This window comes from Acinetobacter sp. SwsAc6 (genome assembly GCF_013391565.1).
Taxonomy (GTDB): Bacteria; Pseudomonadota; Gammaproteobacteria; order Pseudomonadales; family Moraxellaceae; genus Acinetobacter; species Acinetobacter cumulans.
Genome location: NZ_JACAXE010000019.1, coordinates 23,357 through 37,861 on the forward strand (window position 1 = coordinate 23,357; position 14,505 = coordinate 37,861).

13 protein-coding genes are annotated in these 14,505 nt (G+C 41.3%); all 13 read left to right on the forward strand.

Annotation, left to right across the window (positions count from 1 at the left end; translation table 11 throughout):
• The first annotated feature begins 3 nt into the window (after window positions 1-3).
• The 13 genes from nuoH to argB all read left to right on the forward strand — a co-directional run bounded on the left by nuoH (window position 4) and on the right by argB (window position 14,419).
• The gene (nuoH, locus tag HYG93_RS12660) at window positions 4-1,011 is read left to right on the forward strand and encodes an NADH-quinone oxidoreductase subunit NuoH (RefSeq protein WP_106985486.1); all 1,008 of its coding nucleotides are present in this window, start codon (window positions 4-6) and stop codon (window positions 1,009-1,011) included.
• A gap of 16 nt (window positions 1,012-1,027) precedes the next feature.
• Entirely contained in the window at window positions 1,028-1,570 is a 543-nt protein-coding gene (gene nuoI, locus HYG93_RS12665) for an NADH-quinone oxidoreductase subunit NuoI (RefSeq protein ID WP_106985487.1), read from the forward strand.
• Complete coding sequence (gene nuoJ / locus HYG93_RS12670; protein ID WP_171406245.1) at window positions 1,570-2,088, forward strand: NADH-quinone oxidoreductase subunit J; 519 nt, start codon at window positions 1,570-1,572, stop codon at window positions 2,086-2,088. Before nuoI ends, nuoJ begins: the two co-directional genes overlap by 1 nt.
• On the forward strand, window positions 2,088-2,396 hold the full coding sequence (gene nuoK / locus HYG93_RS12675; protein ID WP_005007970.1) for an NADH-quinone oxidoreductase subunit NuoK: 309 nt from the start codon (window positions 2,088-2,090) through the stop codon (window positions 2,394-2,396). Before nuoJ ends, nuoK begins: the two co-directional genes overlap by 1 nt.
• On the forward strand, window positions 2,393-4,282 hold the full coding sequence (nuoL, locus tag HYG93_RS12680; RefSeq protein ID WP_117006417.1) for an NADH-quinone oxidoreductase subunit L: 1,890 nt from the start codon (window positions 2,393-2,395) through the stop codon (window positions 4,280-4,282). Before nuoK ends, nuoL begins: the two co-directional genes overlap by 4 nt.
• A gap of 1 nt (window position 4,283) precedes the next feature.
• Entirely contained in the window at window positions 4,284-5,894 is a 1,611-nt protein-coding gene (nuoM, locus tag HYG93_RS12685) for an NADH-quinone oxidoreductase subunit M (protein WP_106985490.1), read from the forward strand.
• Window positions 5,895-5,897: 3 nt separating this feature from the next.
• A complete protein-coding gene (gene nuoN, locus HYG93_RS12690) occupies window positions 5,898-7,442 on the forward strand; it encodes an NADH-quinone oxidoreductase subunit NuoN (protein ID WP_106985491.1) in 1,545 nt (514 codons plus the stop codon).
• 123 nt (window positions 7,443-7,565) lie between these two features.
• Window positions 7,566-8,201: a uracil phosphoribosyltransferase gene (upp, locus tag HYG93_RS12695; RefSeq protein ID WP_106985492.1), complete on the forward strand. Its 636-nt coding sequence runs from the start codon at window positions 7,566-7,568 to the stop codon at window positions 8,199-8,201.
• A gap of 83 nt (window positions 8,202-8,284) precedes the next feature.
• On the forward strand, window positions 8,285-8,578 hold the full coding sequence (locus HYG93_RS12700) for a cold-shock protein (RefSeq protein ID WP_106985493.1): 294 nt from the start codon (window positions 8,285-8,287) through the stop codon (window positions 8,576-8,578).
• Window positions 8,579-8,957: 379 nt separating this feature from the next.
• Window positions 8,958-10,997 (forward strand): UvrD-helicase domain-containing protein, encoded by a 2,040-nt coding sequence (locus HYG93_RS12705; protein ID WP_117006419.1) that lies wholly within the window; start codon window positions 8,958-8,960, stop codon window positions 10,995-10,997.
• Between the two features lie 43 nt (window positions 10,998-11,040).
• The gene (dut, locus tag HYG93_RS12710; RefSeq protein ID WP_106985495.1) at window positions 11,041-11,493 is read left to right on the forward strand and encodes a dUTP diphosphatase; all 453 of its coding nucleotides are present in this window, start codon (window positions 11,041-11,043) and stop codon (window positions 11,491-11,493) included.
• A gap of 585 nt (window positions 11,494-12,078) precedes the next feature.
• Window positions 12,079-13,500, forward strand: a complete 1,422-nt coding sequence (locus HYG93_RS12715) for a phosphomannomutase/phosphoglucomutase (RefSeq protein ID WP_117006420.1) — start codon at window positions 12,079-12,081, stop codon at window positions 13,498-13,500.
• Window positions 13,501-13,510: 10 nt separating this feature from the next.
• On the forward strand, window positions 13,511-14,419 hold the full coding sequence (argB, locus tag HYG93_RS12720) for an acetylglutamate kinase (protein WP_117006421.1): 909 nt from the start codon (window positions 13,511-13,513) through the stop codon (window positions 14,417-14,419).
• Window positions 14,420-14,505 lie beyond the last annotated feature (86 nt).

Here is a 14,505-nt window from a genome sequence, read left to right on the forward strand (position 1 = left end):
TTCATGCAACAAGAATTAATACGTCAAACGCCGCTTTGGGCTGAGAACTGGCCGATTGCCTACTCTGTAGTTCAAGCGATTGTGATCTTACTGGTTGTAGTTTTGATCGCTGCGTTAATGTCGTTTATTGAACGTCGTCTACTTGCATTGTGGCAAGACCGTTATGGTCCGAACCGTGTAGGTCCGGGCGGTATGTTCCAGATTGTTGCCGACATGCTTAAAATCATGTTTAAGGAAGACTGGACACCAAAATTTGCTGACAAATTAACATTCCGTTTAGCACCAGCAGTTGCAATGGCAACTGCGGTGTTATCGTTCATGGTTATTCCAGTATCGCCTTATTTAGGCGTATCGGACATGAGCATTGGCTTGTTGTTCTTTATGGCAATGGCAGGTATTGCGGTTTATGCAGTATTGTTTGGTGGTTGGTCTTCAAACAACAAATATGCATTACTTGGCGGTTTACGTTCTGCTGCTCAAACCATTTCGTATGAAGTGTTCTTGGGTATCTCGTTGATGGGTGTAGTGGCAATTGCTGGTTCATTCAACATGCGTGAAATTGTTGAAGCGCAAAAAGATGTTTGGTTTGTTGTTCCTCAATTCTTAGGTTTCTTAATCTTCGTGGTTGCGGGTGTTGCGGTAACTCACCGTCATCCATTTGACCAACCAGAAGCAGAACAAGAATTGGCGGAAGGTTACCATGTCGAATATGGCGGTATGAAATGGGGTATGTTCTTCGTTGCGGAATACGTAAACGTAGTATTGATCTCTGCTTTAATCGTAACTTTATTCTTCGGTGGCTGGTTAGCGCCATTCAACCTTGAAATTCTGTATGTTCCAGCAGCATTCTGGTTCATTATTAAAACAGCATTCTTTGTAATGATGTTCGTTTTAGCGCGTGGCTCTTTAATGCGTCCTCGTTATGACCAAGTAATGAACTTTGGCTGGAAAATTTGCTTGCCATTAGCGTTAGTTAACTTGCTAGTTACTGCCGCAGTTGTGTTGTGGTAAGGGCAGGGAGAACAAAATGTTTAAATTTCTAGCCGGGTTTGGATCGATTGTACGTTCGCTTTGGATGGTGTTTAGCCACGCAACGCGTAAACGTGACACGATTCTATATCCAGAAGTGCCAGCCGAAGAAATCGTGCCACCACGTTTCCGTGGTCGTATTGTATTGACGCGTGACCCAGATGGCGAAGAGCGTTGTGTTGCATGTAACCTATGTGCGGTTGCATGTCCAGTTGGCTGTATTTCACTACAAAAAGCTGAACAAGAAGACGGTCGTTGGTACCCAGAGTTTTTCCGTATCAACTTCTCACGTTGTATCTTCTGCGGTATGTGTGAAGAAGCATGTCCGACAACTGCTATTCAGTTGACGCCAGACTTCGAATTATCTGAATACGTTCGTCAAGACCTTGTATATGAGAAAGAACACTTACTTATCTCAGGTCCTGGTAAATACCCTGACTACAACTTCTACCGTGTAACCGGTATGGCAGTTGCAGGTAAAGACAAAGGTCAAGCACAACGCGAAAGTGCGCCTGTTGATGTACGGAGTCTATTACCATGATGTGGCCGTTTTATTTGATGGCGCTTGTGGCCATCGTCTCTACGATTCGTGTTGTGACTAACACGAATCCAGTACATGCTTTATTAAGCTTAATTGTTTCATTACTTGCTGTTGCTGGTATGTTCATGATCGTGGGTGCGCCGTTTGCTGGTGCACTTGAAATCATCGTATACGCAGGCGCCATTATGGTTCTGTTCGTATTCGTTGTGATGATGTTGAACTTGGGTCAACAAACCATGGAACAAGAAAGCAAGTGGCTAACTTCATCTGCGTGGGCTTATCCTGCGTTGATGAGCTTCCTCATGGGCCTCGTTCTTGTATGGATGTTGGGTTCAGACTACACCAAACCTTCTTTGGTGATGGGTGCGGAAATTGTTGGTCCTAAAGCTGTAGGTACAACACTCTTTACTCAGTACTTATTATTGGTTGAAGTTGCCGCGATGTTATTGCTTGGTGCACTAGTTGCAGCATTCCATCTTGGTAAACGTGAACCAAGTGCAGAAGAGGAAAAAGAATAATGGGCAACATCCCTTTAGAACATGGTTTGATCGTTGCAACCATTCTTTTTGCACTGGGTTTTTACGGTGTAATGGTGCGACGCAACTTACTATTTATTTTGATGAGCCTTGAAATCATGATGAACGCTGCTGCTTTGGCGTTCGTTTTGGCAGGGAGCGCATGGGCGCAACCAGATGGCCAAATCATGTTCATCTTGATCTTAACGCTTGCTGCGGCAGAGGCTTGTATCGGTCTTGCTATCGTCCTTCAGTTCTATCATCGCTTCCATCATTTGGATGTGGATGCTGCTAGTGAGATGCGCGGATGAGCTATTTATATTTAACAGTATTATTTCCGCTCATTGGTTTTATCCTTTTAGCGGCAGGTCGTAATAACCTACCTGAAAAACTTGCAGCGGTTATTGGTGCAGGTTCTGTTGGTCTATCTGCATTATTTGCTTTGATTGCTGGCTTGGACTTTGTAAATAACGGTTCAGTTGCAACAACACAGCATTTGTGGACTTGGTTTAGCGTTGGTGGTTTAGCACCAGGCTTCTCACTACATCTTGATGGTCTGTCATTACTGATGATGGGCATGATTACAGGTGTAGGTTTCCTTATTCACATCTTCGCAACGTGGTATATGCGTGGTGAAGAAGATTTTGCACGTTTCTTCTCTTACTTCAACCTATTCGTAGCAAGCATGTTGCTTCTCGTTTTGGGCGATAACTTGGCGTTATTGTTCTTAGGTTGGGAAGGCGTAGGTCTGTGTTCTTATCTATTGATTGGTTACTACTACCAAAACCCTGCAAATGGCTTTGCTGCGATTAAAGCGTTCACTGTAACGCGTGTGGGTGACGTATTCTTACTAATTGCATTGTTCTTAATCTACCAACAGTTTGGTACTTTAAACATTGCAGAAGTGGTTGCGGCTGCACCGACTGTATTGGCACAAAGTTCATCGATCGCAATCTGGACAGCATTAATGTTGTTCTTGGGTGCGGCAGGTAAATCTGCGCAAATTCCATTACAAACATGGTTGGCAGATGCGATGGCTGGTCCTACACCAGTATCTGCATTGATCCACGCAGCAACAATGGTAACAGCAGGTGTTTACCTGTGCTGCCGTATGTTCACTGTGTTTGAACAAGCGCCTGAAGTGATGATGTTTATCTCTATCACAGGTGCGGTAACATTATTGGTTGCTGGTTTTGCAGCATTGGTACAAACCGACATCAAACGTATTCTTGCTTACTCTACGATGAGTCAGTTGGGTTATATGTTTATGGCAGTGGGTGCTGAAGCTTACCAAGCAGGCCTATTCCACATGCTTACGCATGCGTTCTTTAAAGCGTTATTGTTCCTTTCTTCTGGTGCGGTAATTCTTGCTTACCATCACGAACAAAACATTTTCAAAATGGGTGGCTTGTTCCATAAGAACAAATTCCTATTTGCATGTTTTGCAATTGGTGGTGGTGCCTTGGCAGCAATCCCATTCATCACAATCGGCTTCTTCTCTAAAGATGCGATCTTGGGTGCGGTATGGGTGAAAGGCCAAGCCGTTGCAGTATATGATTGCTTATACTGGACTGGTGTTGCAGGTGCATTCTTAACGTCTATTTATACATTCCGTTTAATTTGGGTTGTATTCTTTGGTAAAGAAAACACGCCTTACCATGAAATTAAAGGTGTAACTTACTGGGGTCCATTGGCCATCCTTGCGGTGCTGTCAACAGGTCTTGCTTATGTATTAAAAGCACCAGTAACTAACATTTTAAATGCAGCTCAAATCCCTGCGTTTAATGTTCCTGAAGCGCTTGAGCATGGCATGCACAGTGCTGAATACACAGCTGTAGGTATTGCACTTGCAGGTCTTGTGGTTGGTGTTGTGTTATTTGCCTTCGCATACAATGCAGTTAAAGCATTTGCTAAAACTTCTTTGGGTGCGGGTCTTGCGAATATCTGCCGTAATGCACTTGGTTTCGATGCGTTATACAACCTTGTATTCGTGAAACCATATTTGCTTATCGCGAAAATCTTAGGTCGTGATCCAATTGATGGCTTGTGGCTAGTATTGCCTGCACTTGTTAAAGCAGGTAACAGCTTCACAAGTTCACGTCAAACGGGTTCTTTGCGTGAATACGCATCGAGTATGGCATTCGGTACGGTTGTCCTACTGTTGATCTTGGTCGTGATTCAGGTCGTGGGGAAATAAAATGGAAGCTAATAATTTAATTTTACCCGCTCTGATCCTTATTCCGTTCATTGCAGGTTTCGCATGCTGGTTGGTCGATAAACTCGACCAACACTTGCCACGCTATATCGCCTTGATTGGTATGTTAGTGACTTTGGGTTTAACCATTGCACTTTGGCAAACAGGTACATATAGCTATGAATTAGGTAGCCAAGCACCAACTTGGGCTGCTCAATTCAATATTCCTTGGATTCAAACACTCGGAATTAACATTCACCTTGCGGTGGATGGTTTATCACTTCTTATGGTGGGTTTAACTGCACTCCTTGGTGTGTTAGCAGTAGGCTGTTCATGGGGTGAGATTCAAAAGAATGTTGGTTTCTTCCACTTAAACCTTTTATGGTCTTTAGGTGGTGTAATCGGTGTATTCCTTGCCATTGATATGTTCTTGTTCTTCTTCTTCTGGGAGATGATGCTTGTACCTATCTACTTCTTAATCGCACTTTGGGGTCACCGTGGTGCGGAAGGCAAGTCACGCGTTTACGCAGCAACTAAATTCTTCATCTATACACAAGTTGCTGGTTTAATCATGTTAATCGGTATCCTTGGCTTAGTTGCTGTAGGTTACTCATTAAATGGTCAACTTAGCTTCAACTACAACTACTTAATGGGCGTTGCTCATACAGTAGAAGCTCAAGCACCAGCACTTGCTTATGCATTTATGGTGTGTTTGTTCATTGGTTTTGCGGTAAAACTTCCAGTTTTCCCATTACACGGCTGGTTACCAGATGCGCATGCTCAAGCACCAACAGCAGGTTCTGTTGACTTAGCGGGTATCTTGATTAAAACAGCGGCATACGGCTTACTTCGTTTCGTTATTCCATTCTTCCCAATGGCTTCAGCACAATTTGCTGATATCGCGATTATTTTGGGTCTGATTGGTATTTTCTACGGCGCGTGGTGTGCATTCCAGCAAACAGATATGAAACGTCTTTTGGCGTATACGTCTATTTCGCACATGGGCTTTGTCCTTCTAGCGATCTACGCTGGTAACATCTTAACCTTCCAAGGTTTGATGATTATGATGTTGGCACATGGTCTTTCATCTGCTGCTTTGTTCATTATGTGTGGTCAGGTTTACGAACGTCTTCATACGCGCGATATGCGTTTGATGGGTGGTATCCGTGGTCAGTTTAAATATCTTGCATTCTTCTTGATGTTCTTTGTTGCTGCGCTTGTGGGTATCCCAGGTTTAGGTAACTTCATCGGTGAATTCCTGATTTTGATGGGCTCATACGCAAAATTCCCTGTGTATACAATTCTTGCTGCAGTAAGCCTTGTATTCGCTGGTTTGTATGGTTTGATCCTGATTCACAAAGCACTTTTTGGTACGCCAAATGAAGCGCAAAAAGCACATTATTCATCTCCATTAAAAGATTTGAATGTACGTGAAGTTGTGATTTTACTGATCTGTGCGTTGGGTCTGGTGTGGTTGGGTCTATTCCCACAAACGTTCCTTGACGTTTCTAATTCAAGCATGGCGTGGTTAGCGAATAGCTACATTCCTGTTCAAGAAACAGTTGAGACAGTTCAGCAGGCTGTCGTTTCAGCTGAAAATGTGGAGATCCAATAAGTCATGAACTTCACAATGTCATTTGCAGAGCTTATGCCTCTAGCGCCAGTCATGATTGTTGCTTTAACAGCAGTAGTGGTGATGTTGCTGGTTGCGATTAAGCGTAATCATAATTTAGCAGCAACGACATCCGTTATTGGTTTGAACCTTGCTGCCTTATATATCGTATTTATTGTGCTTGCTGGTCAATATGCACCTGCAAACGTAATGAATTTGTTCATCGTAGATCCGTTTACGATGCTGTATCAGTTTGTGATTGTGGTGGCAGCGCTTGCATGCTGCACACTGTCACATGCGTACATCGAAACGTATAAAGACAACCGCGAAGAACTTTACATCCTTATGCTTGTATCTGTAACAGGTGCAATGCTTATGGTTGCAAGCACGCATTATGCGTCGTTCTTCATCAGCCTTGAGTTAATGTCGATTCCTGTATACGGTCTATTGGCGTACACACATCAACGTTCTCAATCGCTTGAAGCGGGTGTGAAATACCTTGTACTTTCTGCAACAGCTTCAGCGATGTTGTTGATGGGTATGGCGTATGTATATGCATACACAGGTTCATTAAACTTCGTTTCTGAGCCAGGTAAATTATTTACAACATTTGGTCAACCAGCTGTTGTACTTGGCTTAGCGCTTATTGTATTTGCAGTTGCATTTAAATTGTCTCTTGCGCCATTCCATAAATGGACACCAGACGTATATGCAGGTGCGCCAGCACCAATCGCTACATTCTTAGCAACTGTTGCTAAAGTGGCGATGATTGGTTTATTTGTTCGTTACTTATTGTCTTCAGGTTTAATCCTTGCAGACAGCTTCGTAACACTATTAACCATTATTGCAGTACTTTCGATTCTTGCAGGTAACTTACTTGCAGTTCGTCAAGTGAACTTGAAACGTATCCTTGCATACTCTTCAATTGCACACTTTGGTTATTTATTGGTTGCAATTATCAGTGCAAAAAATACTGATTTCTTACAACTTCAAGGTTTTGCAACTTTCGAATCTGTAAACATTTATGTGATTACTTATGTGTTAACAACAATCGGCGCGTTCGGTGTAGTAACACTTATGTCTAGTCCATATAACAATACAGACGAAGCAGGTAGCTTGGCTGAGTACCGTGGTTTGTTCTGGCGCCGTCCAGTATTAACTGCAACTTTAACGGTAATGATGCTGTCTCTTGCAGGTATTCCATTAACTGCGGGCTTCATTGGTAAGTTCATGGTTGTGAAAGCTGCTGTTGCTGGCCAAGAATGGTTCCTTGCAGCAATGGTTATCGTTGGTTCAGGTATTGGTTTGTACTACTACTTACGAGTAATGGTTGTACTTTACATGACACCACCAGAAAATCCACGTATCGACGCTGTCGATCATTGGGGTCAAAAAGTGGGTGGTATCATGGTGTTAGGCGCTGCTGCATTAGTATTGTTGATTGGTGTATATCCAGACCCAATCATTGCAATTTCTAAAGTTGCTTTCTTTGCGATTTCACCAGAATTACAACAATTCATTTTGTCTTTAGTACAAAGCGGATTTAACTAATTTAGCTATTTAGCTCAGTTATTACAAAAAAGCCTCCTGTAAAGGGGGCTTTTTTAATTTTATCGTACGGCAAAATTTACTATAATAGATAGAATTTGATCTTAACCTTTTAGGTGTTCTCCCGTGGCTATCCATGAAATCCGTCATCCATTAATCCGTCATAAACTTGGCTTATTGCGCCGTGCTGACATCAGCACTAAGAATTTCCGTGAACTTGCGCAAGAAGTCACTATGCTTTTGACTTATGAAGCAACAAAAGATTTACCTGTGTGTGACCATGAAATTGATGGCTGGGCAGGTAAAGTAACTGTAGACCGTATTGCGGGTAAAAAAATTACGGTTGTGCCAATTTTACGTGCAGGTATTGGTATGCTGGATGGTTTCTTAAACCTCATTCCAAGTGCAAAAGTATCAGTACTTGGTTTAGAGCGTGACGAAGAAACACTTGAAGCGCGTACTTACTATAAAAAATTAGTACCAGACGTACAAAACCGTATTGCGATGATTATCGATCCAATGCTTGCAACAGGTTCATCGCTAGTTGCTGCTATTGATGTATTAAAAGCAAGTGGCTGTAAAGACATCCGCGTGATGGTATTGGTTGCTGCGCCAGAAGGGATCAAACGTGTTGAAACTGCACATCCAGATGTGACCATTTTTACGGCTTCTGTAGATAACGGTATTAATGAAAATGGCTACATCGTTCCTGGTTTAGGCGATGCGGGTGACAAAATTTTTGGTTCAGTACAAAAAGACTAATTTTAGTACCGAATGAAAAAAGAGGCTTTCATAGCCTCTTTTTTATATAATGATGAAAAGATATTTGAGCATAGGACAGTAGCATGAAAGATGAAGTGTACGTAGGTAAAGTCAAACAATATGATCCTGAAAAGGGCTATGGTTTTATCGGTTCATCTGAGGGAGATATTTTCTTCCATATTTCAGATTTTCCATCTGCAGATGGTGAACCAAAACGTCATGATCGTGTGAAATTTACCGCAGTGAAAAATGGTGATAAATTTAAAGCGGTCAAGATTGAACGTGTAGAAGACAATTCAGCCAAAGCGAAAAAAACGAAAGTTGTGCAAAATAATAAATCAATTACATCAGCTTTGCTGTCTAACTTTAAACGTTAAGTCATTTTTTGCTGTTTTAGATGCTGTATAACAGATTCAATTCAGTAACATAAAAAAGGGGCAACGTGCCTCTTTTTTATTGGCTTTGTGCGGGTCTAATTTTTAAATATGCAGGGGTATTTTTTACTGAATGGTATTCAGAACAGTTAAAAATTTAGCTCAATACATTGCGTTTGTATCTGGCAGGTTTTTAGAGTTTATGCCTGAAAAACAGACAACAAGCCTATGTGTATTTTTAAAATAATTTATATATTATCAATATTTTGCATATTTAAGCACTCTGAGTTTTTAAATTTCAATCGCGCTAAATCATCTTTAGGGTTATACAGCGAACACTGAGATGACTATAATCGACACCGAATCAGGATGAGGAATCACTATGTCACTCGCAAGTCAGTTAAACGACAAGCAACTTGAAGCCATGAAATATACTCAAGGACCCTTGTTAGTACTTGCAGGTGCAGGTTCAGGCAAGACCTCAGTGATTACCCGTAAAATTGCGTATTTGGTGAAGCACTGCGGTATTCCTGCGCATCGTATTACTGCGATGACCTTCACCAATAAGGCTGCACGTGAAATGAAAGAGCGTGTGACCAAATTATTAACACGTGAAGAAGCCAAGGGCTTGTCGGTGTCGACCTTCCATACCTTTGGTTTAAATTTATTACGTCTTGAACTTAAAAATACACCTTTAAAAAATAACTTTTCCATTTTAGATGCAGATGACTGCAAACGCATTTTGATGGACTTAATGCATCGTGACAATTTATCTGGTGCTGAAAGCAAAGAATTGATCGCGAAAGCCATGAAAATGATTTCGGATTGGAAAAACGACCTGATTCCACCTGAGCAAGCTCACACCACTTGTGAAACAGCAGAAGATGTTCAATTTGCACATTTATACCAATTGTATGAGCGTAATTTACGTGCGTACAACGCCGTAGATTTTGATGATCTAATTGTAATGCCAACACGATTATTACAAGAAAATGCAGAAGTACGTGATCGTTGGCAAAACCGAATTCGTTATTTGTTGGTGGATGAATATCAAGATACCAATACCGCGCAATATATTTTGGTCAAGCTCTTGGTGGGGGTGATGGGCCAATTTACTGCGGTAGGTGATGATGACCAATCCATTTATGCATGGCGTGGTGCAAAGCCTGAAAATATGGCCTTGTTAAACGAAGACTTCCGTAATTTAAAAGTAATTAAGCTCGAACAAAATTACCGTTCGACCAGTCGCATTTTAAAAGCCGCGAATACTGTGATTGGCAATAACCCGCATATTTTTGATAAAAAATTGTGGTCAGACAAAGGCCATGGTGAAGTGATTCGTGTCATTACTTGCCGTAATGATGATGATGAAGCGGAACGCGTCGTAAAGGATTTAATTACGCACAAATTAATGAATGGCAAAAACTGGAAAGATTATGCCATTTTGTACCGCGGTAATTTCCAAGCGCGAATTTTGGAAACGCAGCTTCGCCAAATGCAGATTCCGTATAAATTATCGGGTGGTCAGTCGTTCTTTGCGCGCTCAGAAATTAAAGACATGATGAGCTATTTGCGTCTGATTATTAACCCAGAGGATGACAGCGCATTCTTACGTATTATTAATACACCTAAACGTGCGATTGGCCCTGTGACCTTAGAGAAACTGGGGCTGTTTGCACAAGAAAGTAATTTGTCCTTGCTAGCAGCATCGGGTGATCAGCGTTTAACTATGGCGATTCCCAAAAAAGCCACCACGCAATTGGCCGAATTTCATGACTTCATTGAGCGTTTCACACGTAATTTAATCGAAGATGATGAACCTGTACCCATTATCCGCCAAATGATGATTGAAGCTGGCTATATCGATTATGTGAAAGAAACGGCAGCCACACCAGCACAGGAAAAAACCAAGCTCGACAATATTGAAGTGTTGTACAGCAGTATCCAAAGTTTGATTAACCGTGCTGAAGATGTCGACGAAAAAAACATTGAAAGTGTCATTCGTAAAATGGTGTTGCTGGATATGTTGGAGCAACAGCAAGAAGAGGAAGATACAGATAAGGTCAATTTATTAACCTTACATGCATCAAAAGGTTTGGAGTTTCCTTATGTCTACCTGATTGGTTTAGAAGAGGAAATTTTGCCTCATAAAAACTCAATTGCGGCCGAAACTGTTGAAGAAGAGCGCCGCTTAATGTACGTGGGTATTACCCGTGCACGCCAAGGCTTGACCATTACTTTGGCAGAACAACGTAAAGCGGGTGGGCAAATGAAACAAATGACCCCGAGTCGCTTCTTGGATGAATTGCCACAAGATGAACTTGATTGGTTAGGTCGTAAGAAAAAACTGGCGGGTAATATTGATCCAAAATTGCAAGCACAGCATTACTTAGAAAATTTACGTGCGTTGATTAAGCGCTAATAAGCAATTTGTAAAATAAGTTACATTGAAACAGGAATGAAACATGAAAGTTCAAGTTAAAGTACTCGACTCACGTCTAGGTACAGAATGGCCAATGCCTGCGTATGCTACAGCTGGTTCTGCAGGCTTAGATTTACGTGCTTGTGTTGCCGAAACGACAGTGATTGAACCAGGTCAAACTGTGTTGATTAAAACAGGTCTTGCAATTTACATTGAAGATGTCAATTTTGCAGGTATGATTTTGCCACGTTCTGGCCTTGGTCATAAGCACGGCATCGTGTTGGGCAACTTGGTAGGTTTGATTGATTCTGACTATCAAGGCGAATTAATGGTTTCTGTATGGAACCGTAGTCAGACTGCTTTTAGCCTAGAACCAGGCGAGCGCTTGGCGCAGTATGTACTGGTACCTGTGGTGCAAGCACAGTTTAATTTAGTTGAAGAATTTGAAGCAACTGAACGTGGTGCTGGCGGTTTTGGTCATACTGGCAAAAACTAAGCAGGCAATGCATGTAAGGTAATGTTTTCATTGCTTTACATGCATATTGACGATTGATTTATAAAAATAATAGTCATAGAAATAGATTAAAAATTAAAAAGTGTGAACCAGTTTGCGTATTAATGGGTGGCTTTATCAAATATCCCTAATATTAGTGATTGTTGGTATTATGTAATTCTCATAAACTATTGGGCAGATCAAATAGCCTAATATAGAAATAGGATAGTGCGATATTTGAGGTGCATAAACTATTCTATCTGTTTGATATATTTTATCTTTTAACTTGAACCGACTGTTTTTTTGTAATTACGTATTATTTTCACGCTTAAAATTTTTATCTTTTATAATTATGGGGTTAATAATTTTTTAAGGAATTTTGGATAAAATATTTTTTACTCAATGGTCAATTGATATTAACTATTTTATATTCAAAAGCTTAAGTTTTATTAATTGATTCTTAAACTAAAATGATTTAAAAAAGGAACACTTTTTTAAAGTATTTATGTGCTTAATTGTTTAATCAAACTGATTGTTCCTCCTAAAGTAGGCCACTGTTGATACGGGCAATTAAAAGAAGAATATCTTATGGGTTTACTCTATAACAATTTTCCGTCTCATATTTTCCGCGCGTACGACATCCGTGGTAAATCTAGTTTATTAACCAGTGATATGGTGGGTTCGATCGCCCATGGTTTAGCTCAGCAATATTTAAAACGTGGCCAAACATGCTTGGCTATTGGTTATGATGCACGTATCAATAGCCCGTTATATGCTTCAATTATTCAAGACGTGTGCGAAAGCTATGGGCTTGATGTGACGATTATTGGTTGTTGTTCTAGTCCAATGTTGTATTACATTGCACGTGATTTTTCTGGCAATGGTGTAATGGTGACTGCCAGCCATAATCCAAAAACAGATAATGGTATAAAGTGGATTGTGCAAGGCGAACCACCCACACCTGAAATGATTCAGCATGTTGCAACAGATGCAAAACATCATTTTGTGCCTAAGAAATCTGTAACACCACTTGAATTACCACACCAAATATTGCCTCAATATTGCTTACAATACCAACATGCATTATTGGCTGATATTCAGCTTCAAGCACCAATAAAAATTGTATTAGATGGTATGCATGGTTCAGCAGGTCGCTGTGCAAATTTAGTTTTAAATAAGTTGGGTTGCGAAGTGAGTGCCTTGCGTTGTGTGGCGAATGGTGAGTTTCCAGACCATGCACCAGATCCATCACAAATTGCCCATTTAAGCCAGCTACGAAATGCGGTTGTTTCACAGCAAGCAGATATAGGCATTGCGCTAGATGGTGATGGCGACCGTTTGGTGTTAATTGATGCACAAGGTACGGTCATTACTGCCGATCGTTTGTTATGTTTATTTGCGGAAATGTGTTTAAAAACGCATCCGCAAGCCGAAATTGTTTATGACGTAAAATGCTCGACGATGGTGCGTAATACAGTGCAGGCACTCAATGGCCAAGCAACCATGTTGCGCACGGGAAGTACCTTTTTACGCAAGTATTTGGCGCAATCAAAAGGTCACGCGGTATTTGGTGGCGAATATGCAGGGCATTATGTATTTAATGACGGGCGTGGCTGGGGCTATGACGATGGCTTATATGCAGCACTGCGTGTGATTGAATATATGCAAGCAGAGCAATTAAGTTTGGCTGAACTCTTGGCGCGTTATCCAGAACGCGTGGGTACGGAAGATCTTTATATTTCCACCCATCATGTCGACCCAAAAGCTGTTTTGGCCGAAGTAGAACGTCAATCTCAACAGATTCATGCAGAAATTAGCAAAATTGATGGGATACGGCTTGATTTTGATGATGGATTTGGCATCATTCGAGCATCGAATACAGGCGAGTATTTCACCCTTCGTTTTGATGCGGATGATATGACGCGTATGCGCCAAATACAGCGCCTGTTTGTCAATATGTTAGTTGAGCAGTATCCAGACATCGCTCAAGACATTTCAGATGCTCAATAAGGAGAGGCGAATGCCACATCAGCATACCGGCATCGACAAAGCACAGATTTTGACAGAGGCTTTGCCGTACATTCAACGTTTTTCAGGTAAAACGCTGGTTGTAAAATATGGCGGCAACGCAATGACTGATCCTGAGCTAGAAAGCTCATTTGCACGTGATATTGTTTTATTAAAAACTGTAGGTTTAAACCCTATTGTGGTTCACGGAGGTGGCCCACAAGTTGATTCGTTTTTGAAGCAATTAGGCCGTGAGTCTGACCGTATTGACGGTATGCGCGTAACTGACCCAGCTACGATGGAAGTTGTAGAAATGGTGTTGGGTGGTAGTGTGAATAAGTCCATTGTGAACCTGATTAATAAGCATGGTGGCCGTGCAATTGGTTTAACAGGTAAAGATGGTAATTTGCTTCGTGCACAGAAATTATTGATGCAGAAGACGGCAGAAGATGGTTCTATCAAAGAAATTGATTTAGGTCTAGTGGGCGAAGTCGTTGGTGTAAAAACTGATGTCTTGGAAATGTTCACGCAAGGTGATTTTATTCCAGTGATTGCACCATTGGGTGTAGATGAAGAAGGCAACACCTATAACATCAATGCAGATTTGGTTGCGGGTAAAGTGGCTGAAGCACTCGGTGCGGAAAAACTTATCTTGTTAACCAATATCAGCGGTGTATTGGATGAAAACAAAAACCTACTGACTGGTTTAAGCACACAAGAAGTTGACCGTTTAATTGAAACGGGCGTGATCTATGGTGGCATGATTCCTAAAGTGGGCTGTGCATTAGATGCAGTGAAGGGTGGTGTGGTAAGTGCACATATTGTCGATGGTCGCGTACCCCATGCAACGTTGTTAGAAATTTTTACTGATCATGGTGTGGGTACTTTAATTACCAACCGTCAAGCTGCTAAAAAAGCTTAAGCCTTCAAGATCGTCTGCCGTAAATATAAAAAGCCCCATTTCGATGGAGCTTTTTTTGCAGGATTGAATTGCAACAGAATGCTATG